Below are 19,758 nucleotides of genomic sequence, written 5' to 3' on the forward strand. Positions count from 1 at the left end.
CCTCTATTCTTCTGCCTTAAATAGATCAATCCATAAATCTTCAATTAATCTTTTCTTTTTTTCCTTATAGAAGTTTTCAATATCCTCTAAAATTTTGCTATCTTTAGATTCTAACCTTTTTATTTCTTCTTCACCATCTTTGATGATTTTTATATATATCTCCTCCCCCTCTTTCTTTCCTTCTTCCATAAATCTCCTTTCTAATTCCTGGAGACTTTCTTTTAGCTGACTTTCTCTTTGATTTATAATTTCTTCGGTTCTTTGTTTCATACTTGTAGTATCTTTATCAATACTAATAACTTTTTTAACAATTTCATCCATATAAATCACTCCTTGACTAACTCATTATACTCCTATTATCTGTTATGTAAACCATGATAATACCTTCTTTATACTCGATAAATTAATATAAATAGGTTTTCTATAATAATTTTTATACTATCTTCTCTTTTCTTTATAAATCTAACTTATTCTTTCTTTTACTAGGTTTTTGTATTTATTACAAAAACTTAATAAATATAAAAAAAGACTGTAGTATTTTTGAAAAATACTACAGTCTTTTTTTATATTAGTTTATACCTCTCTCGAATGCCCTTAAATTCACATCATGGACTCTTTCTGGAAGGAATTTTTTTATTTTTTCTTTCCAATCAATATTTTCTAGTCCTAAAGCTTTAACTATTAATCCTAGCATTACTATATTTTGACACCTTGGTTCTCCAAGTTCTTCTGCTATATTTCTTGCATTTATTGATATTACATTGTCAATTTTATCTCTTAATTCTTCCATTATTCCTTCAGGATACTTCTCCATTCCTGCTAAAACTGGAAGTGGCCACATTTCTTCTTCATTTACTATAAGTGTGCCATCTTTCTTAAGTTGGGATACATATCTTGCCCCTTCTAATTTCTCAAAAGAAACTAATACATCTGCTTCTCCTTTATTTATAGTTGGTGAATATACTTTATCACCAAATCTAATCTGAGTAGTAACACTACCACCTCTTTGGGCCATTCCATGGATTTCAGACATTTTTACATCATATCCTTCTTCCAATAATCCTTCTGATAATATTTTAGATACTAAAATTGTACCTTGACCACCTACACCTACTAAAAGTAAAGACTTAGTCAACTTACTCCACCTCTTTTCCAAAAGATTCTATAGCATTAAATGGACAGACTTGTAGACATACTGTACAACCATTACACATGGAAGTATCCATACTTACTACATTATCCTTCATGGATATTGCAGGACAACCTATTCTTAAACAAGTCTTACACTTTCTACATTTGTCTTGATTGACTTGACAATGTAATCCTGCTCTTCTTTTTTGTACATCTTTAATAAGTGCACAAGGCTGTTTTGTAATAATTACAAAAGGCTCTGTTGCTTCTAAGGCATCTTTTACTGCATTAGTATTTTCATCCATTTTATATGGATCTACTACTCTTATATTTTCCTCTTTTACACCTATAGCTTTAACTAAGCCTTCTATATCAATCATTGGCGCTTCTACACCAGATATACTTTTACCAGTACCTGGGTTTTCTTGATGTCCTGTCATGGCTGTTATTCTATTATCTAGAATTACTACTACCATATTGCTCTTATTATATACTGCATTAACTAATCCGGTCATACCAGAATGGAAGAACGTAGAATCTCCTACAAATCCAAATACTTTCTTACCTCTATCTGCCATCTGATTAACTTTGTCAAATCCAATACCTGCCGTAATTCCAGCACCCATACAAATAACAGTATCTCCCATACCTAATGGTGGCATAGCGCCTAGAGTATAGCAGCCTATATCTGAGGTAACTACTACTTTATTTTTATGTTTAGATAAAGCATAGAATATTCCTCTATGTGGACATCCTGCACATAATGCTGGTGGTCTTGATGATACTTCTAAATCTAGGTTATATGTTTCTTCTACTTTTTCACCAAGAATTGCTTCTCTTATGATTTGTGGATTTATTTCTCCGCAAACTGAGAATATTTCTTTACCTATACATTCTATTCCCATAGCTTTAATAAATTGTTCCATATATGGTTCATTTTCTTCTATTATATAAAGCTTGTCTACTCCATCGCTAAATTCTTTAAATAATTTATCTGGCAATGGATAGCTAAAGCCTACTTTTAAGTATGATACTGTGTCTCCAAATACTTCCTTTGCATGAAGATAAGATGCACCTGATGTAATAATTCCTATTTTTTTATCATTCCATTCAATTCTATTTAATGGACTATTATTTGAATACTCCCTAAGTCTTGGAAGCCTATCTGTTTCTATTTCTATATGTTTAGCTTTAGAATTTGCTGGAACCATTATATACTTTTTAGGGTCCTTTACATATTCTTTAATTCCCACTTCAGTTCTTTCTCCTAATTCAACTACACCTTTACTATGGCAAACTCTAGTAGTTACCTTAAACAATACTGGGGTATCATAGGTTTCAGAGATTTCAAAAGCATGCTTTATAAAATCTTTACATTCCTGACTATCTGATGGTTCTACCATAGCCACTTTTGCATGAGGTGCAAACAGTCTATTGTCCTGTTCATTTTGTGAACTATGCATACCTGGCTCATCAGCAGTTATAACTATAAGTCCTCCGTTTACTCCTTCATAAGCTATGGTGAACAATGGATCTGCTGCTACATTTAGTCCCACGTGCTTCATAGAAACTAAGGACCTAGCTCCTGCTATAGATGCACCTGCTCCAACTTCTAAAGCTACCTTCTCATTTGTAGACCACTCTGAATATATTTCCTCATATGTAGAAATATTTTCAAGTATTTCAGTACTTGGTGTTCCAGGATAAGCTGCTGCAACTAAACATCCTGCCTCATAGGCTCCTCTTGCAATAGCTTCATTTCCTGTTAAAAGCTTTTTCATAGAATCCCTCCTACTTTTTATGGTGTTTATACTATTATATCAAAAGTGTTCTAATTTGTAATAAAATTTGAAAATTTAAATTGAAAATTTAACAGACCAATTTCTTAAGGGAAGATTTAAACTTTTCCACATCTATATCTACTGATATATCCATATTCTTGTCTGATTCTGGAATATTTCTATAATCTAAAAGTATAGATCCTAATGACCCTTTATTATTGGTTTCTATTGATACATGAAACTTCTTCTTTTTAATTATTTCTGGCAAAATCATAGCAATAAAAGCCACTGCATCATGGATTTCAATTGCATCTTCTCTCCATAAACACTCTCTCTTATGGATTGCAAGGAGAATATCTGCAAATAACCTACTATGGATATTATTACAAGATAAAAAATAATCTGTATCTTCTAAGGTTAAAAATGCCCTTTTGGTTACATCTAATGCTACCATAGTTAAAGGTATGGAAGATTTAAATACTATATCTGCAGCATGAGGGTCTACATACATATTAAATTCAGCCCATGGTGTAATATTTCCTGTTCCTGTAGCTCCACCCATAAATGTTATGGCTTTTATTAGTTTTTTTATATCTGGATACTTTAGTAGAGTATTTGCAATGTTAGTCATAGGTCCTATAGCTAAGATTTCTAACTGTCCATTATGCTTTATAGCTTCATTGTATATAAAATCTACTGCATTTATATTATAAAGTTCTCTTTCAGATTCCTGTAATACTACATGACCTAGTCCCTTTCTTTTATTGGGTAGTTTCCTCTCTCTGCCTATAGGCTGGTCAGCTCCTTTTATGACTGGTATATTCCATCCAATAGTATCCAATATATTTAAGGCATTTCTACTTGTGTTTTCTACACTGGCATTTCCAACTATAGTTGTTAACCCTAATACATCAATATCCTCCACCTTATGAGCAAGTATTAAAGCCACTGCGTCATCTAATCCTGGATCGCAGTCTATAATAATTGGTCTTTTCATATTATCCCCCCAGATAACTTAAATAGATTTTTCTTCTGGTAATTCCATATTCTTTGTTCCGTTTTTCAATTCCCAATGCAGTACAAAGGTTAAAACTACCCTAAGTATTGCTACTGCTGCAAGTATAATAAATTCGTCTATTGTTCTTATGATTACTGTTTTTATAATTTCCGCCGCTAATTTAAATTCTAAACTAAGTGACATTGCTTTAGCAAAGTCAATGGCCACCTTATCATCCCTAAAATCAAACCCATTTTTTATAAACTGAAAAATTCCCCTTAAAGCTGCTATTGTAATAATTGCTACACCAATAGCCTCTAGGGAGCCAGTAATATATGGTATTATAAGCTCTAAAAATTCCTCAATTATCATAATTTCTCTCCTCTTTTGTATAATATCAGGGGATAATACATTACCCCTATATTTTAACATAAATCAATATATTATGTTAGTATATAATTTATGCCAATCTACATACTAAAAATACCTTTAGTCCAAATTTAAATCATGGACTAAAGGTATTTTTTAATATTTATTGTCTATTTTCCTAAAACTGATTCTTTAATTGTCATACTATATTGTTCTTTAAAATAATCCTCTAATAACTTTACCTCTTCATCTGTTTTTTCAGCAGCACTGTCCCATCTTCCAGATGACTTCATACCTTCAGTACTGTCATTATGATCTCCATCCTCAACCTTTACCAATTGCCCTTCCTCTAAATCGTAATAGTAATAAAATGCTGTTCCCATTGCTGAAACATAGTAGTATTTTTCCATAGTATTAGTTGCATAATCAAATTTATAATAATCTACAGTCTCATTTCCTTCCAAATCAGTCTTTATAAATTCAACATAACCATCTTCGCCTTCTTTAATTGATATTTTTAATCCTGATTCATCAAAGGGTCCATTCTCCACATCAGTATATACTAAAAGTCCATCTTTTTCTTCAAATTTTGATACATCTTGGTTTTCATTTTGATTTTCATTTTCAACATTGTTTGTTTGTAAACTCTCTTCTACATTGTTGTTCTTCGGCGAACATCCACCTACTACTGCCATTGTTAACATAAGTACTAACAATAATGATACTATTTTTTTCATATAAACTCTCTCCTTTTATTATTGATTTATATTCAGCAAGTTTTTTATACTTGTCTCAATATCACTTTTAGATATTTGATTAATCTTTATATATTCACTATCCATCTTTTCAGCTAGTTCCTTTGCAAATCCATATTCTATATAATTTTTTTCTGTATCAATTACCATGGTTTTTATTCCTTCATTTCTGATTTTCATACCTAAATTAAAAGCATCCTCCAGTGGATTTTCTGTCTCTAAGGAAACGTTTGCTTTCCCATCGGAAATTACCACCAAATATTGTAATGAATCTGGATTTTTTATTTTATCTGCTTTTAGAACTTGATAGGAAGTATAGAGTCCAGCAGCTAATGGTGTTTTTCCACCAGTAGGTAATTTTCTAAGATACTTTTCTGCTAAATCTACACTTCTCGTAATATTTAATAATATCTCTGCCTTGTCCTTTCTAAATGCCACTATACCAATACTATCTCTTTTTTGATATGCGTCTCTTAACAATGAGAGTACTGCTCCTTTTACTGCCCCCATTCTTCTTTTGGCTCCCATGGAACCACTTGCATCTACTGCAAATAAAATGGTGGCTCCTGTATGTTTTTCTCTAACCTTCTCCCTTATATCTTGAGGCTTTATACATACAGCTAGTCCATTTTTATTTCTATTTTTTTGATTACAAGCAGCTATTCTAAAAGTAGCATCAAAGGCTATATCTTTTACCTTTCCCCTTGGAATTTTACATCTTACATATCTTCCCTTGCTGCTATTTGCTTTTACTTTAGTTCGTTTTCCTGAACCTTGATTACTGGTCATTTTTCTAAAATCCATATTTATGGATATTTCATTATTATATGGAACTATATCTTCTATATTTTCCTTTATATCATCTTCTTTTGTATCTGTTTCTATATCTTCCTTTGGTCTATCTAAATCATGACTATCTATAGACTCATAATCCCCATTACAAGCATTATCTTCCAGTGCATCTTTATCTAAAGGTTCCTCTAGTTCTTCAAATGTTATGGACTCTCTTATTCTATGAGGTAATACATAAGTTGCTGCAATTTTAATATCATTTTCAGTTATATACTCTCTTTGATTAAAGGCAGCAATAGCTTTGGCTGTTTCAATTAATATTATTTCCGCCCTATTTCCTGAACAGTTACCATTTTTACATAAATCTACTGCAAAATAATAATCCTCATCTTTTATTTTTATATTTTTGATTATTGCTCTGCCTTTATCTATTAAACTCCCTATTTTTTCATTTTCTTCCTTCCATTTTAATAGAAACTCCGAAGGATTATTTTCATATTCAATATATCTTTTAATTATTTCTATACGATTATTTAAATCTATTTCTCCTTTAGCTTCCGCATATAGTCCAAACTTGTCCAATAGCTGGGGTCTTAAAATACCTTCTTCTGGATTCATAGAACCTATTAATATAAATCTGGATGGATGCCTATAAGATATACCTTCTCTCTCTACTATATTGGTGCCTGTAGATAATACCTCTAAAAGTATATTTACTATATGTTCACTTAATAAATTTACTTCATCAACATATAAAATTTGATTATGTGCTTTATATAAAATTCCTTCTTCAAAGGTTTTCTCTCCATTTACTATGGCTTTTTTTATATCAATACTGCCTATAAGTCTATCATCAGTAATATTTAGAGGTAATTCCACTACATTCATGTAATCAATCACATTTGAGACTCCTCTTACTAATGTAGTTTTAGCAGTTCCCTTTTCTCCACTTATAAGAACTCCTCCTATATAGGGGTTAATCATATTTAATATTAGAGCCATTTTAATTTTTTCCTGTCCTAATACAGCTGAAAAAGGAAAACAATTATTAAACATAGTTAAATCACAAACCTTTCTATATTTACATTATTGTTCTTTCAATAAGTTCATTGATTTGTTGAAAATCAATGACTCCTTCTTCAAAAGGTTGTCTTCTCATTCTATGGGGGAGAGACAATTTAGCTGCTGCAATAAGGTCCTCTTTATTTACTTTTATTTCTCCCCTATAGGCAGCATGGGTTACTGCTGTTTTTATGAAAGTTATATCTGCCCTATGTCCATCTACACCAATTTTTATGGCTATTTCTGCTGCTAGTCTTAAACATTCTTCTGAATACTCTACTTTATCCAATAAGTCCTTTGCCTGTTCTATTCTTTCTGCTAAATTCTTCTGCTGATTCTCATACTCTTTTATAAACTTATGAGGGTTATCTTCAAAGCCTAACCTTCTCTTAATTACTTCAACTCTTGAATCCTGACATCTTTCACCATATACATCTACAACTAATCCAAATCTATCTATTAATTGGGGACGCAAATCTCCCTCTTCTGGGTTCATAGTGCCTATTAAAACAAATTTTGATGGATGGGTATAAGATATTCCCTCTCTCTCAATCGAATTAACTCCCATGGCAGCAGCATCTAATAATACATCTACTACATGGTCATCTAAAAGATTCACTTCATCTACATATAAAATATTTCTATTCGCTTCTGCCAATATTCCAGGTTCAAATTTCTTCTCTCCAGATTTTATTGCATATTCTATATCTAAAGTTCCAACTACTCTATCTTCTGTAGCACCTACAGGTAAATTAATTACTCGCATTTTTTCTTTTTTTATCTTTATATCTTCTTCAAGTATCTTTTTGCAGTTTTCACATAAAGAACTATAATCCCTTGGATCACAAGAAAAAATACAATCTACAACCTGTTCCCTAACTGGAAGAATATCTATTAAAGCCCTTACTGCTGTAGATTTTGCTGTTCCTTTTTCTCCCCTTATTAAAACACCATTTAGCTTGGGGTTTATAATATTTAATATTAATGCTTTTTTCATATCTTCTTGCCCTACTATGGCGGTAAAAGGATATATTAGTCTATGATTCTCCATATTCTTACACTCCTTATAAACTTTCTTCTATATTATCTTCAAGTTTCAAATACAATTCCTTAATTTTGTTTATCTTTTCTTCATCTGCATCCCAATAGCCCCTGTTATAATACTCAGTCATTTGCTCTAATATATCCATATAAGCATAAGAATTATTTTCAATAAGTCTTTCTCTAAGTTCCTCATCTTCAACATAGGAGTTATACATATCTTCATAAATCCACTCCTCTACACTATTTGTAGTAGCAGCAAGCCCCATTATATTCTCAAATCTATCTGCAATCTTTTGAACACCATGATATTTATGCTCTAACATTCCATCTATCCATTTAGGATTAAGCACCCTAGTTCTTATACCTCTGCCTATGGACTTTTCTACACTTTCACTGATTACTCTTTCTCCTGTTGTGTCGGTTATATACATTTTTGCCTTTTTCCCCTTTACCATTTCAACAGACTTGGATAATCCTCCAAAGAACTCATAGTAATGGTCCAAATCCGTAATTTCATATTCATGATTACTTCTTATTTGAGAAATAATTTCTACAGATTTTAAGTTTTCCTCATAAAGCCCCTCAACTTTTTTACCATGAGATTTTTCATTATATATATATTGCAAACTGCTTATATATACTTTGCCTAGTTGTTCTTCATCTTCCCAATTTTTGGTTTCTATTATTCCCGTTATTCCTGTACCATAACCACCTTCTTTAGGTCCAAATATCCTAGAAATAGCCAGTTCTTCTGCTTCTTTCTCATCATAACCTTCATCTATAAGTTTTTTATATATTTCTTTTGAGTTTCTTTTAAAGTAATTTTCTTCATCAGTTTCCTCTAGATTCCAAATCTTTTCAAATATTTCACTAAGGCTTGTAATCAAGTTTGGAAACATATCCCTGAAAAATCCACATATATTTATGGTAACATCTATTCTAGGTCTGCCTAATTCTTCAATTGGAATAATATCAAATTTAGGTTCCCACATATTCCCTTTATCCGAAACTTTAACTCCTAAATAAGCTAATATCTGTGAAAACGTCTCCCCTTGGGTTCTTGATGTTTCTAATCCCCATAATATAACTGCCGTAGATAATGGATATTCTCCTTCTTCTTCTTTATAGGATTCAAGGGTATTTAAGCAAATCTTCTCTCCCCTTATATAAGCGGTTTTAGTAGGTATAAGCCTTGGGTCAAATTGATATAGATTATATCCAGTAGGCAATATTTCAGGATGTCTATAAATATCTCCTGCTAATTTTGCAGGATTATAATGTCCTCCTAATACTCGTAGCAAACCTTTAATTTCATGGTTTTCCTGTGAAGAATTGGTAACTTGTAGTCCAAATTCCAATGATTTTTTAAGCTCATCTTTGTTTATTGAATGTGAAATTTCAGTATTGCCTATATTTTTATATTCAAAATAATAATCAATAATTTTTTCTGCTTCTTCATCTATATCCTTTACAATCTCATATTTGTTATTATCCAGAAGAAAATCTAAGTTGTAGCCTTTAGATTTTGCTACTAATTCTCGAACACTAAAAATACCATTTCTATTATATCTTAATAACCCTTTGGCATATTCCCTTGCTTCTTCTTGGTTATATCCCTTCCCAAATATATGAAGTCCCTTTGGTATAAGACTTTTCTGCATTCTATATAATTCAGATTCTATTTCAACAATATCTTTTGGAAGATTAAGTTCTTCTGCTAACTCCAATATATTTCCTAATATATCCTTACTAGTTTGAGGAGCTAATAACAAAGATTGATGATAATTATCTATCATAGACATTAGCTTTGAAAAATCTCCATAAAGCTCTCCCTGAATAAATACTGGCGGCTGGTATCCTATTAGATTTCCATGAGAACGTCTTTTAGCAATAGTTCCTTCAGCTGGATTTCCACAATAATATAGATACATATGAGGAATATCTGATATAAGTCTATCTGGATAGCAATTACCACTCATTCCACATTCCTTACCTTTTAAAAACTCTAATGTTCCATGAGTTCCTACATGAATAATTACATCAGCCTTAAACTCATCTTTAATCCATTTATAAAATGCTAAATATTGATGATGAGGTGGTAATGTTTTATCATGATAAGCCTTCTCAACATCTTCATGAATACCTCTAGTTGGTTGTAATCCTAAAAATATATTTCCCTCAACTATGCCAGGAATCAAGAATTCATTATTTTCAGTACTCATTATAGTCCCTGGTACTTGACCCCAGGCTGTTATTATTTCTTCACCATCTAAACTTTTCTCTAGTTCCTTTTTATACTCCATATCCTTATATTTTATTATATTATCCCAATCATCACTGTATTTTCCTGAGTTTACAATTCCACCAGCAGTAAATTTATCCATTAACTCTTCTTTTGTAAAAGCGTTTAAATTATATCCATTATCTTTAAGATTTTTAAAGATATTTTCAACTGAAGCAAAAGTATCTAGAAATGCCCCTCCAAATAAATTACTCTCTCCTGGAGGATAGTTATAGCATATAATGGCTACCTTTTTTTCTTCATTTTTCTTTTTCCTAAGAAGAATATAGGACTTGATTCTGGAAACTAGCTTATCTACCCTTTCCTCTATAATAGTAAGCTCATCAGTCATAATGTCAAATTCAGAATCATATTTTGGTTCTGTCATAGCTCCAATAGGATAAGTTTCTATACATCCATCTAGTTCTGGCAACATAACAGAAATAAGTACTTCTGATGTACTACATCCTTGTGTAGATTCTTCCCATTCTTTTACAGTTCTTCTTGACATAAAATATGGATGAAAATATGGCGCACCTACTTCTTCCAATAGATTTATACCTGCTTGAGAATCTCCCCCCATTGGTCCTGCTCCAAGTCTAAAGGACATAAAGTTCAATATAATATCTATAGGATTTTTAGTGGAATTTAGTATTATATCCCTAATTTTTTCCTCATTCTTTACAAAGGCCCCTGAAACCGCAACAGGCAAAACGTTTGCAAACTCCTCAATCCTCTCCTTAATCTGTCCAACGCAAGAAGATGTATCTGTAGGGTATGTATGTCCATAAAAAAGCATGACTACTATAGGCTTTTCATTATCGAAGGGAAAATCTCTTTCATAATCTCCATAGTCTTTATAAAACTTCAAGTTTTCTGGATTACATATACTGACTTCATCCACTTCCCTTGGTTCAAGGGGCTTAGGTAATTCCTTTATATTGCCATAATCCCTCAATAGAAGATAGAGCATATTCTTTATGTTTGATTTATCTGCTACCTTAAAATATTTCATTATATTAGAATAGTTTCTCATATCTCTCATTTTGCCTGGCATTACTTTTCCAAGCATCTCTGCTGCATTTCTCATTTTTTCAATGGCAGCCATATCCATTTTTTTGTTACTGCTTTTCATACTTTCCATAGTAAAACTTCCAAGACGCATATATTCCCTTGCAGAACTTCCATATGGAATTATATTTCCATTACATTGTTCAAGACCTATATATACATCTTTCACTATGGCTGAAGGACTCCCCATTAAATCTACAAATACTATATTACTTTCCTTAATGTCTTCTATCATCTGTTGTCTTTTTTCATCTGACATTTCTTCTTTTCCATAATAAATATTTAAATCGAGGATTTTAGAATAGCTTTGATTTATGTCTTTTCCCGCCTCAACTAAATTTTTAATTCCTGGGGCTGATACAGTTATAAATGTAATCTTCACCTTAACAACCTCCTAACTATTAGAGACTACTTTTTTAGCATAAAATATTGGTTTATCTGTGTCTTTATCTTTTGTTATTTCAGATTCAATCTTAAAGACTTCTTCCAAAACTTTAGATTCTAATATAGTCCAAGGATCCCCTTGACTATGTATTTTTTTATTATTTATTACAACAAGCTCATCTGAATATCTAGCCGCATGATTTATATCATGTAGTACCATAACTATGGTTATACCTTCTTCTTTATTTAGTCTAGATATTAGTTCCATAATTTCTAACTGATGACATATATCAAGATAAGTTGTAGGCTCATCCAATAGAAGAATTTCTGGTTTTTGGGCAATAGACATGGCTATCCATGCCCTTTGCTTTTCTCCTCCTGAAAGGGTATCTATTCTTCTATTTTGAAGACTAGTAACTCCAGTTTTCTCCATGGCCCATTCCACTATCTTATCATCATTATCATCTATACCTTTCCACCAATCCTTGTGAGCATAACGACCATATTGAACTAATTTCCTTACATTTACATCGCTTATGGTATCATTAGCTTGATTTAGTATAGACATTTTTTTAGCTACATGTTTATTTTTCATATTGAATATATTATTTCCATATAAAAGTACCTTCCCCTGTTTAGGCTTTATACCTCTGCTTATGGTACGCATTAAGGTAGTTTTTCCACAACCATTTGGTCCAATTATAGAATAAACCTTTTCTTTTTCTATCTTTAGATTTATTTCTTTTAAAACATTCTTGTTTTTATAGCTTATACTTAAATCTTTAATCTCTAGTATAATATTATTATTCATCCATTTACTCCCTCCTCAGCAAGAATAAAAAGAATGGTGCTCCTAATACTGCCATTACAATACCTACTGGTATCTCCGTTGGACTTAAAAACGTTCTTGCAAAGGTATCACTAAACATTAGAAGTATAGAGCCTAATAATGCTGTTGCAGGAAACATATAATTATAATCATTTCCCATTATTAGTCTTATACTGTGAGGCACTATAAGACCAACAAATCCTAAAAGTCCTACAACACTTACTGCACTAGCAGCTAGAAGAGCAGCGAGAACAGTAAATCCAAGTCTTGCAGCCTCTACATTTAACCCTAAACCCCTTGCAACATCATCACCTAATATTAAAATATTAAGTTTCTCTGCAAATATATTTACTAAAATAATTCCTATTATGGTATAAGGTAATATGGTATATACTTCTGGCCAAGACCTTGAAGATAAACTTCCATTCATAAAGGTTAATGCTCCATGAACACGGTCACTATAGAAAACTAGCATACCTGAAATACCTGCTCCGAATAAGGCCGATACAGCTACACCTGCTAATATTATTCTTGTAGTTTGTATTCCACCCTTCCAAGATAAAATATATATTATAAAAGCTGCTAACATAGCCCCTATAAAGGCGGCAATAGGTACTAAACCAACATGCTGAGGAAAGATAACTAATACTGCTATACCAAAAAGCCCTGCACCACTACTTATACCAATAATACTTGGATCTGCTAAAGGATTCTTCATAACCCCTTGTAAAATAGCACCTGATAAAGCAAGGTTTGCACCTACTAAAGCAGCTAATATCATTCTTGGCAATCTAATATTCCAAATTACCATTCTTTCCGCACTTCCGTCATCTGTCATAATAACTTCAAATATACGTTTTGCCCCAACTTCAAGAGTGCCTTTAGTATTTCCCAGTATAAAACCCACAAAAAACAGTATTATTAAAATAGCAATAATGGTTATTTTAAAACCTTTATTGTCTTTAAGGGAAATATCGCTTTTCATCCTACTTATTCACCTCTTCATAAATTTCTGGATAAATATTTTTAGCCATATATTCTATGGCTTCATTATAATAAGGCCCTGCATTATACAAAAAGTATTCCTGTGGAAGATGAATAACACGACCTTCCTGTACAGCTTTTACCCCACTCCATACTGGATTTGTGTTAAATTCTTCCTCTATGGATTTTATAGCTTCTTCATTACTGGAAATCATACTGGTAACCAAAACATAATCTGGATTTTTCTCCACTATATACTCTATATCCAATGGCGTAGTTTCTGATCCTATAGTATCTGGTGGTAAATCAGATGCAATATTTTTAAGTCTCAATATCTTAGCAACATCTCCTGCTATACTATTATCTAGTTTTACAGCAAGTGTTTTAGAAGTTATATATAATATAACTACAGATTTAGATTCATCTGGTAATTTTGATACAATTTCTTTTTTCTGTTTTTCCAGTTCCTTTATTTTAGTTTCAGCTAGTTCTTCCTTCTCAAGTATTTTTCCAAATGCCTTATATGTAGACACCACATCATCATATCCTCTTATATGAGTAGTGATTACATTAAAACCCATTTCTCTTAACTTCTTTGCTTGAGTTGATTGGGTTCCAACTTGAGCTATAATTAAATCTGGCTTATGAGGTATTACAGACTCCATATCTATAGAATATACAGGCCCTATAGTTGGAAGATTTCGTATTTCCTCTCTATACTCTGGTATAAGTTTCACATTGTCTGATACGTCAGATGTACATACAGACTTGCCTCCTAAATCGTACCAAATGTTTAAAGGAGTACCAGACAATACAGCTATCTTCTCTGGTTTCTCTTTTAAAATAGTTTCCTTTTTTAAAAAGTCCTTTACAGTTAAGGGATACTTGTCTCCTTCTACAGTTATTGATAGCTGAGTATCATCTACCTTTTCTGTATTCTGAACATTGGTTAAACCACCTACTCCTGTGGTTTTGGTACAACCTGAAATACTAGTGGTTATTACAGCCAAAATCATTAACCACAATATGTTTTTATACTTTTTCATCTTTTTCACCCTTTCTTTTTACGGTACATAAAAAACTCCAACATTCATAGAATTCTACGATTGCTGGAGTTTTGTAAGCCTATATATAGACCATTTTTGTTGTTTTAAATCCAAAAATAATTGCTATCAAAAAACCTTCTGAAAATAATCATCAGAAGGATAGCCAAATAAAGCAATTTACTTAAAAACTAGCTTTCTCCATCTACCGTAGAGTTATTCTGCTAATAAAATAGGAAGGTATTCTGACTCAAGCTTAATCATCTTTTCTGCCTTCCCAGTTTCCCAGTGGCATTTAGAAAAGACTATTCTTTTACAGCGGCGGGACCGTGAGGGATTTACACCCTACTTCCCTATTACAATAGAATAATAATTCTATAAACCTATTTATCCTATATTCAATTTTAATCAACATTATACTACATAAATAAATTCCACACAAGCTTCAGCAAATATGTTTGTTATCTTTTTATTAATACTTAAGACCTGATGAATGTTTAATACAAGGAAATCAACTCATTATACCTGTTTATCCAGATTTTTGCTCAAAATACTTATCCTCCAAATCTTCTAAGTGATAAAAAATATGAACTAAATCTTTGCCAAAGCTCTGCAAGGAATAGTAGTTATCACTTCCATCGGTTATTTTCTCTATAACCTTTCTGTCTAGTAATATAGTTAATTTCCTATTTAATTCTGTATGACTCATATATGGGATACTATTTAAAATATCCTTATACCGTCCATTCCCAAGATGGATAGACTTTAGAATTTCTGGTATCCATCTTAGTTTAATTAAATCATGTACAATTTCAAATCCATTAGAAATTTTGCTTTTCATAATTTCACATCCTTACGAACAAATTTGTGCCTTTTTGTTTATCTTATTTTATCATATAATTAGATTAAAGAAAGATACTAATTAATAGTTAATTAAAAATTTTTAGGAGGGGTTATATGAAACATGTAAATTTATTACAAAAATATTTATCAAATTTGGCTGTATTGAATATTAAATTCCACAATATCCATTGGAATGTTGTAGGTAACCAATTTGTTCAAGTTCACGAATTTACTGAAGGTCTATATGACAAATTATTTGAAAATCTAGACGAAGTTGCAGAATTATTAAAGATGAAAGATATAATGCCATTATCAACTATGGCTGAATACCTAGATAATTCAGATATTGAAGAAATCAAGGCTAAAGATTTTGCAATTAAAGAATCATTAGAAATAGTTAAAACAGATTTAGAAAAAATGAAAATATTAGCAACTGAAATCAGAAATATAGCTGATGAAGAAGGAGACTTTGAAACTGTAGCCATATTTGAAGACTACGTTGCTGATTATAGTAAAAATATATGGTTCATTAATTCTATATTAAAATAAAAATAAGTATAATATAAAATGAGGCTGTTTCATAACTGGTTTATCAGTTATGAAACAGCCTTTTTTATTCTCGAGCTAACAACTGATAAATAGGAGAATTACTGTTTTCTAGTTTATAAATTCTGCTATTTTATCCAAAGAACTATATACATCATTTTCATTAATTGCTATAAAGGGTATCTTTATTCCAGATTCTTTCAGATAATTTGTTAACTCTTCCATAAATATACCAGAACCTTTAACTTCCTTTAAAGTTTCAAGGATGCTTTCTAATTCATCATTATTCGAAATCTCTCCTCTGAATTCTCCAGAACAAGTATAATTAACTCCACAACTTGGACTTCCATCTATACCCACAACTCCTAGAATCTCATATCCTGCATCAATATAACTTTTAGTCTGTTGAACTATTGGTCTAAGCATTTCTCTACATTGTTCTCTATAAAATAAGGTATCAAATTGCTCCTTTACATGGCCCCATCTTTTTATTCCATATACAATCATTTCTGGACAAGGAAGTTGAATAATACCAATATCTTTCTCTGCAATAAGATTTACAAATTCCTTAAAAATTCCCCCATACTGACTAAGACCTTCAACCTTAGAATTGGAATTAATGATACAATGACAAATTAATATTATCTTTTTATTCCTTTTCAATTTCCATCCTCCTTAACTATTCCATAGTTATAGATTAATACAATGATTTTTCTTAAATTTTAAATATACTTCTTGTCCCAAAGCATAAAGTTCCAAATCATTAAAGAGCACATCCACTTTTAAAGAAACAGAATTGATATCAACTGTATATCTTATAATATTACCTTGAGGGAGTATACCAATAATTTTACCCGAAACAGAATATGAATCTTTGCAAGATTCTAGTTTAACATGAGATATTTCAATAGTCTCTGGCCTAATTACAATTTTTGAATAAGTTGAATACTCTTGATTTATTAGTTTTGAGAATTGATCTTTTTCCAATATATTGTAATTTCCAACAAAACTTGCCGCAAAAATACTTTTTGGATTACTATAGACTTCAAAAGGGGTTCCTGATTGTTCTATAATACCATCTCTCATTATATGAATTGTATCTGACATAGTCATTGCTTCATCTTGATCGTGGGTGACAAATATAGAAGTCATATTAAGTTCTCTATGTATTTCCTTTATCCTAGCTTGTAAAGATTTTCGAAGCTTCGCATCTACTGCACTCAAGGGCTCATCTAGTAGTAATACCTTGGGCTTAGTAACAATACATCTTGCCAATGCCACTCTCTGCTGTTCGCCACCTGAAAGCTGGTAAGGATATCGCTTTTCATAACCTTGGAGATCTACTATTTTTAAAGTATCTTTCACAAGACCATTAATAGTGTCTTTTTTAACCTTCTTCATCCTAAGTCCAAATGAAATATTATTATATACATTCATATTAGGAAAAAGGCTATATTGTTGGAATATCATCCCAATATTTCGGCTCTTAGGATTCCAAAAAGTAATATCTTCTCCATCTAGAAATATCTTTCCACTGGTTACCCCTTCTAATCCAGCAAGACATCGAAGAAGTGTACTTTTTCCACAGCCTGAAGAGCCAAGTAATGTAACAAATTCTCCCTTATGAATTGAAAGATTGGTATTTTTAAGTACATGATTTTCACCATAATATTTTTCTATATTTTCAAAAACAATATATGACATGTTTATCTCCTTAATTTGATTAAATCATCTATAAACAATAAATTAAAGTTAATCTAACTTCCAATATGTTTTTCTTAGAAATTAGATTAACTGTTATAATATATTTTGAAAGAATTTTATTTCTCTAATGATTTTATTGCATTATTCACATAAGACATATCAATTACATTTTCATATCCAATAGGGTTTTCAATAATTCCTTGTTCTAAGCAAAAACCTTCGATTGCATTATAGCCTTCTTCGGAAAAGAAACCATCGTTAGAAAGTGACCCTCTCAATATGCCAACAATTTCAACTAAATCTTTACCTTCAAACATAGGAGAAACTAATTTCGCAAGTTCTTCATCAGTATGCTCTGATTGCCATGCCATAGCTTTTATAACAGCATTTACAAATTTTTGAACTGTTTCAGGATTTTTTTCTGCAAACTCCTTAGTAACTGTGACCATTTGTGATTCATAGTACTTAGAACCATAAAGTGCCTCATGCTGTATAGGATCCGAGGTATTAATTAAAATATTGGCATTTAGATTTTTAAGTTCATTAATATGAATTCCATCAAAAAATGATGCAGCTATACTTCCTTGCTCAAGTGCAACCAAAGCAGCTCCATACTCCATATTTATCCATTCAACATCATTTTCAGAAAGTCCCGCTTCTTCTAAAACAGAAAGAACAAATGAATAAGGAGCAGAACCTGGCATACCAGCAAAAATCGTCTTACCTCTTAATTGTTCAACGCTTGTTATTTCAGAATTTCCAGCAAAAATATATTGTTTATTCTTTACTGTTGAAATAACAATCTTAGACTCTAAGCCCTCTTCAAAAGCACGAAGTACCGGCTCAGTAGATAACATACAAAATTGTGAATCTCCTGCATGCATTCCTTGGAAAGCTATTGGCCCATCTTTAAAAACAACCCATTCAGTATCTAAACCCTCTTCTTTAAAGTAGCCTAACATTTCAGCTGCATATACAGGAATCCAAGACTCTCCTCTCATTTCTGATATTACAATTTTTGTAAGATCAGAATCATTATAAACACCTTTTGATGTGCATCCAGTAAATACTCCAGCTACTAAACAAATTAAAAGTACGATAATTATTGATTTTTTCATATTCTGCCTCCTTATTTAATTAGATTTTATGTATTTTTTTCATGATGTAGAGATAATCTTGTAACTGCTCTCCAACGCAGTAAATATGCTTCAATCTTATCAAGAATAAAATTAAGAATAATACCTACTATTAATAAAATAAAAATACATGACATAACACGAGCAATTTTAAAATATGATGACGCATAAGCAATCATCCATCCAAACCCTGCCGAAGCCCCCATAAATTCTCCAATGATTGCACCAATTAAAGAAGCCCCTACACCATTACGAATGCCAGCTATTATCCAAGGCATACTAGATGGTAACACGACATGGTATATTGTTTGTATCGTTCCTGCACCTAGTAAGTTCGCGGATTCAATGAGCTTGGGTTCTACATTTTGAATACCTGCATAAGTAGAGAAAAAAACATTGAAAAAGACCATTAATGCTGCAAGAAATATCTTTGATGTTAGACCCAGTCCAAACCATAATATATATACTGGTGCTAGTGTAAGTTGAGGTACACCATGAATAGCTGTAATTATCGGTAAAAAAATTTTACCTAATGATTGTACTTGTCCAAATAATAGTCCAACAAAAATTCCTATAATAGTACCATAAAATAATCCAGCAAGTGCTTCACGTAAGGTTATAGATGTATGTTTTACTAAGTCTCCACTTAAAAAAAATTGTTTTAAATCTAAAATAATCTCACTTGGATAACTTGTAAAAAAAGCATTATAGAGCTTTAATTTAGCAGCAATTTCCCAGAAAGATATAAATAGAATAACAATCAATATCCTTGTGATAACTATAAGATTATTTTTTCTCTTCTCCATAATCACCATCCTTTCATCTTGATCCAAAATTGTCGAGTATTGTCAATAACATCACGCTGTATACATATAATAATCTATCACTATAAGATATTGAAGTGTTATTAAAAAAGATAATAGCAATTAAATTGCTATTATCTTTTTTAATAATATAATTTTAGGTAGCCTTGATATTGTGGCGTTGTTTAATGTATGTTGGAGTA

General features: G+C 31.4%; 18 protein-coding genes and 1 riboswitch. Of the genes, 1 reads left to right on the plus strand and 17 read right to left on the minus strand.

All coding sequences use genetic code 11. The features are described 5' to 3' along the window. Positions 1–3: 3 nt before the first annotated feature. The 13 genes from KQI41_RS17805 to KQI41_RS17865 all read right to left on the minus strand — a co-directional run bounded on the left by KQI41_RS17805 (position 4) and on the right by KQI41_RS17865 (position 15,364). Positions 4–321, minus strand: coding sequence for a hypothetical protein (locus tag KQI41_RS17805; RefSeq protein WP_154441252.1), 318 nt, complete (start codon positions 319–321; stop codon positions 4–6). A 247-nt stretch (positions 322–568) separates the two neighbouring features. Beyond that, positions 569–1,135 carry an indolepyruvate oxidoreductase subunit beta gene (locus KQI41_RS17810; RefSeq protein WP_154441254.1) on the minus strand — a complete coding sequence of 189 codons (567 nt, stop codon included), beginning with the start codon at positions 1,133–1,135 and terminating at the stop codon, positions 569–571. Between the two features lies 1 nt (position 1,136). After that, positions 1,137–2,912 (minus strand): indolepyruvate ferredoxin oxidoreductase subunit alpha, encoded by a 1,776-nt coding sequence (iorA, locus tag KQI41_RS17815; protein WP_154441256.1) that lies wholly within the window; start codon positions 2,910–2,912, stop codon positions 1,137–1,139. 88 nt (positions 2,913–3,000) lie between these two features. Continuing rightward, positions 3,001–3,909: a nucleoside hydrolase gene (locus KQI41_RS17820; protein WP_154441258.1), complete on the minus strand. Its 909-nt coding sequence runs from the start codon at positions 3,907–3,909 to the stop codon at positions 3,001–3,003. Positions 3,910–3,927: 18 nt separating this feature from the next. Further along, positions 3,928–4,281: a DUF1622 domain-containing protein gene (locus tag KQI41_RS17825; RefSeq protein ID WP_154441260.1), complete on the minus strand. Its 354-nt coding sequence runs from the start codon at positions 4,279–4,281 to the stop codon at positions 3,928–3,930. A gap of 167 nt (positions 4,282–4,448) precedes the next feature. After that, on the minus strand, positions 4,449–5,015 hold the full coding sequence (locus tag KQI41_RS17830) for a hypothetical protein (RefSeq protein ID WP_154441262.1): 567 nt from the start codon (positions 5,013–5,015) through the stop codon (positions 4,449–4,451). 18 nt (positions 5,016–5,033) lie between these two features. Beyond that, positions 5,034–6,881 (minus strand): magnesium chelatase subunit D family protein, encoded by a 1,848-nt coding sequence (locus KQI41_RS17835; protein WP_154441264.1) that lies wholly within the window; start codon positions 6,879–6,881, stop codon positions 5,034–5,036. Positions 6,882–6,906: 25 nt separating this feature from the next. Continuing rightward, entirely contained in the window at positions 6,907–7,938 is a 1,032-nt protein-coding gene (locus KQI41_RS17840) for a magnesium chelatase ATPase subunit I (protein WP_154441266.1), read from the minus strand. 13 nt (positions 7,939–7,951) lie between these two features. Next, positions 7,952–11,665 carry a cobaltochelatase subunit CobN gene (locus KQI41_RS17845; RefSeq protein ID WP_216585877.1) on the minus strand — a complete coding sequence of 1,238 codons (3,714 nt, stop codon included), beginning with the start codon at positions 11,663–11,665 and terminating at the stop codon, positions 7,952–7,954. A 12-nt stretch (positions 11,666–11,677) separates the two neighbouring features. Next, positions 11,678–12,478 (minus strand): ABC transporter ATP-binding protein, encoded by an 801-nt coding sequence (locus KQI41_RS17850; RefSeq protein ID WP_154441268.1) that lies wholly within the window; start codon positions 12,476–12,478, stop codon positions 11,678–11,680. Positions 12,479–12,482: 4 nt separating this feature from the next. After that, on the minus strand, positions 12,483–13,481 hold the full coding sequence (locus KQI41_RS17855; RefSeq protein WP_154441270.1) for a FecCD family ABC transporter permease: 999 nt from the start codon (positions 13,479–13,481) through the stop codon (positions 12,483–12,485). Between the two features lies 1 nt (position 13,482). Then, positions 13,483–14,526 carry an ABC transporter substrate-binding protein gene (locus KQI41_RS17860; RefSeq protein ID WP_154441272.1) on the minus strand — a complete coding sequence of 348 codons (1,044 nt, stop codon included), beginning with the start codon at positions 14,524–14,526 and terminating at the stop codon, positions 13,483–13,485. 215 nt (positions 14,527–14,741) lie between these two features. Continuing rightward, positions 14,742–14,925, minus strand: a riboswitch (cobalamin riboswitch). 127 nt (positions 14,926–15,052) lie between these two features. Beyond that, positions 15,053–15,364 carry a winged helix-turn-helix transcriptional regulator gene (locus tag KQI41_RS17865; protein ID WP_154441274.1) on the minus strand — a complete coding sequence of 104 codons (312 nt, stop codon included), beginning with the start codon at positions 15,362–15,364 and terminating at the stop codon, positions 15,053–15,055. Between the two features lie 116 nt (positions 15,365–15,480). Between KQI41_RS17865 and KQI41_RS17870 the strand changes: the two genes are divergently transcribed. Then, positions 15,481–15,915, plus strand: coding sequence for a Dps family protein (locus tag KQI41_RS17870; protein ID WP_154441276.1), 435 nt, complete (start codon positions 15,481–15,483; stop codon positions 15,913–15,915). A 108-nt stretch (positions 15,916–16,023) separates the two neighbouring features. Here the strand turns inward: KQI41_RS17870 and KQI41_RS17875 are convergent, their stop codons facing one another. The 4 genes from KQI41_RS17875 to KQI41_RS17890 form a co-directional block, all read right to left on the minus strand. Continuing rightward, positions 16,024–16,575 carry a CD3072 family TudS-related putative desulfidase gene (locus KQI41_RS17875; RefSeq protein WP_154441278.1) on the minus strand — a complete coding sequence of 184 codons (552 nt, stop codon included), beginning with the start codon at positions 16,573–16,575 and terminating at the stop codon, positions 16,024–16,026. 27 nt (positions 16,576–16,602) lie between these two features. Next, positions 16,603–17,616, minus strand: a complete 1,014-nt coding sequence (locus tag KQI41_RS17880) for an ABC transporter ATP-binding protein (RefSeq protein WP_154441280.1) — start codon at positions 17,614–17,616, stop codon at positions 16,603–16,605. 116 nt (positions 17,617–17,732) lie between these two features. Next, on the minus strand, positions 17,733–18,734 hold the full coding sequence (locus KQI41_RS17885; RefSeq protein ID WP_154441282.1) for an ABC transporter substrate-binding protein: 1,002 nt from the start codon (positions 18,732–18,734) through the stop codon (positions 17,733–17,735). 26 nt (positions 18,735–18,760) lie between these two features. Beyond that, positions 18,761–19,558, minus strand: a complete 798-nt coding sequence (locus tag KQI41_RS17890) for an ABC transporter permease (protein ID WP_154441284.1) — start codon at positions 19,556–19,558, stop codon at positions 18,761–18,763. Positions 19,559–19,758: the final 200 nt, after the last annotated feature.

It is taken from the genome of Tissierella pigra (assembly GCF_018917845.1).
GTDB classification, from domain to species: Bacteria; Bacillota; Clostridia; order Tissierellales; family Tissierellaceae; genus Tissierella; species Tissierella pigra.

What these genes read in the sequence shown, in the direction of transcription:
- KQI41_RS17860 (WP_154441272.1), bottom strand. Translation starts at nt 14,526, where the DNA reads ATGAAAAAGTATAAAAACATATTGTGGTTAATGATTTTGGCTGTAATA.
- KQI41_RS17890 (WP_154441284.1), bottom strand. Translation starts at nt 19,558, where the DNA reads ATGGAGAAGAGAAAAAATAATCTTATAGTTATCACAAGGATATTGATT.
- KQI41_RS17820 (WP_154441258.1), bottom strand. Translation starts at nt 3,909, where the DNA reads ATGAAAAGACCAATTATTATAGACTGCGATCCAGGATTAGATGACGCA.
- KQI41_RS17855 (WP_154441270.1), bottom strand. Translation starts at nt 13,481, where the DNA reads ATGAAAAGCGATATTTCCCTTAAAGACAATAAAGGTTTTAAAATAACC.
- KQI41_RS17835 (WP_154441264.1), bottom strand. Translation starts at nt 6,881, where the DNA reads ATGTTTAATAATTGTTTTCCTTTTTCAGCTGTATTAGGACAGGAAAAA.
- KQI41_RS17805 (WP_154441252.1), bottom strand. Translation starts at nt 321, where the DNA reads ATGGATGAAATTGTTAAAAAAGTTATTAGTATTGATAAAGATACTACA.
- KQI41_RS17850 (WP_154441268.1), bottom strand. Translation starts at nt 12,478, where the DNA reads ATGAATAATAATATTATACTAGAGATTAAAGATTTAAGTATAAGCTAT.
- KQI41_RS17865 (WP_154441274.1), bottom strand. Translation starts at nt 15,364, where the DNA reads ATGAAAAGCAAAATTTCTAATGGATTTGAAATTGTACATGATTTAATT.
- KQI41_RS17885 (WP_154441282.1), bottom strand. Translation starts at nt 18,734, where the DNA reads ATGAAAAAATCAATAATTATCGTACTTTTAATTTGTTTAGTAGCTGGA.
- KQI41_RS17870 (WP_154441276.1), top strand. Translation starts at nt 15,481, where the DNA reads ATGAAACATGTAAATTTATTACAAAAATATTTATCAAATTTGGCTGTA.
- KQI41_RS17840 (WP_154441266.1), bottom strand. Translation starts at nt 7,938, where the DNA reads ATGGAGAATCATAGACTAATATATCCTTTTACCGCCATAGTAGGGCAA.
- KQI41_RS17830 (WP_154441262.1), bottom strand. Translation starts at nt 5,015, where the DNA reads ATGAAAAAAATAGTATCATTATTGTTAGTACTTATGTTAACAATGGCA.
- iorA (WP_154441256.1), bottom strand. Translation starts at nt 2,912, where the DNA reads ATGAAAAAGCTTTTAACAGGAAATGAAGCTATTGCAAGAGGAGCCTAT.
- KQI41_RS17880 (WP_154441280.1), bottom strand. Translation starts at nt 17,616, where the DNA reads ATGTCATATATTGTTTTTGAAAATATAGAAAAATATTATGGTGAAAAT.
- KQI41_RS17825 (WP_154441260.1), bottom strand. Translation starts at nt 4,281, where the DNA reads ATGATAATTGAGGAATTTTTAGAGCTTATAATACCATATATTACTGGC.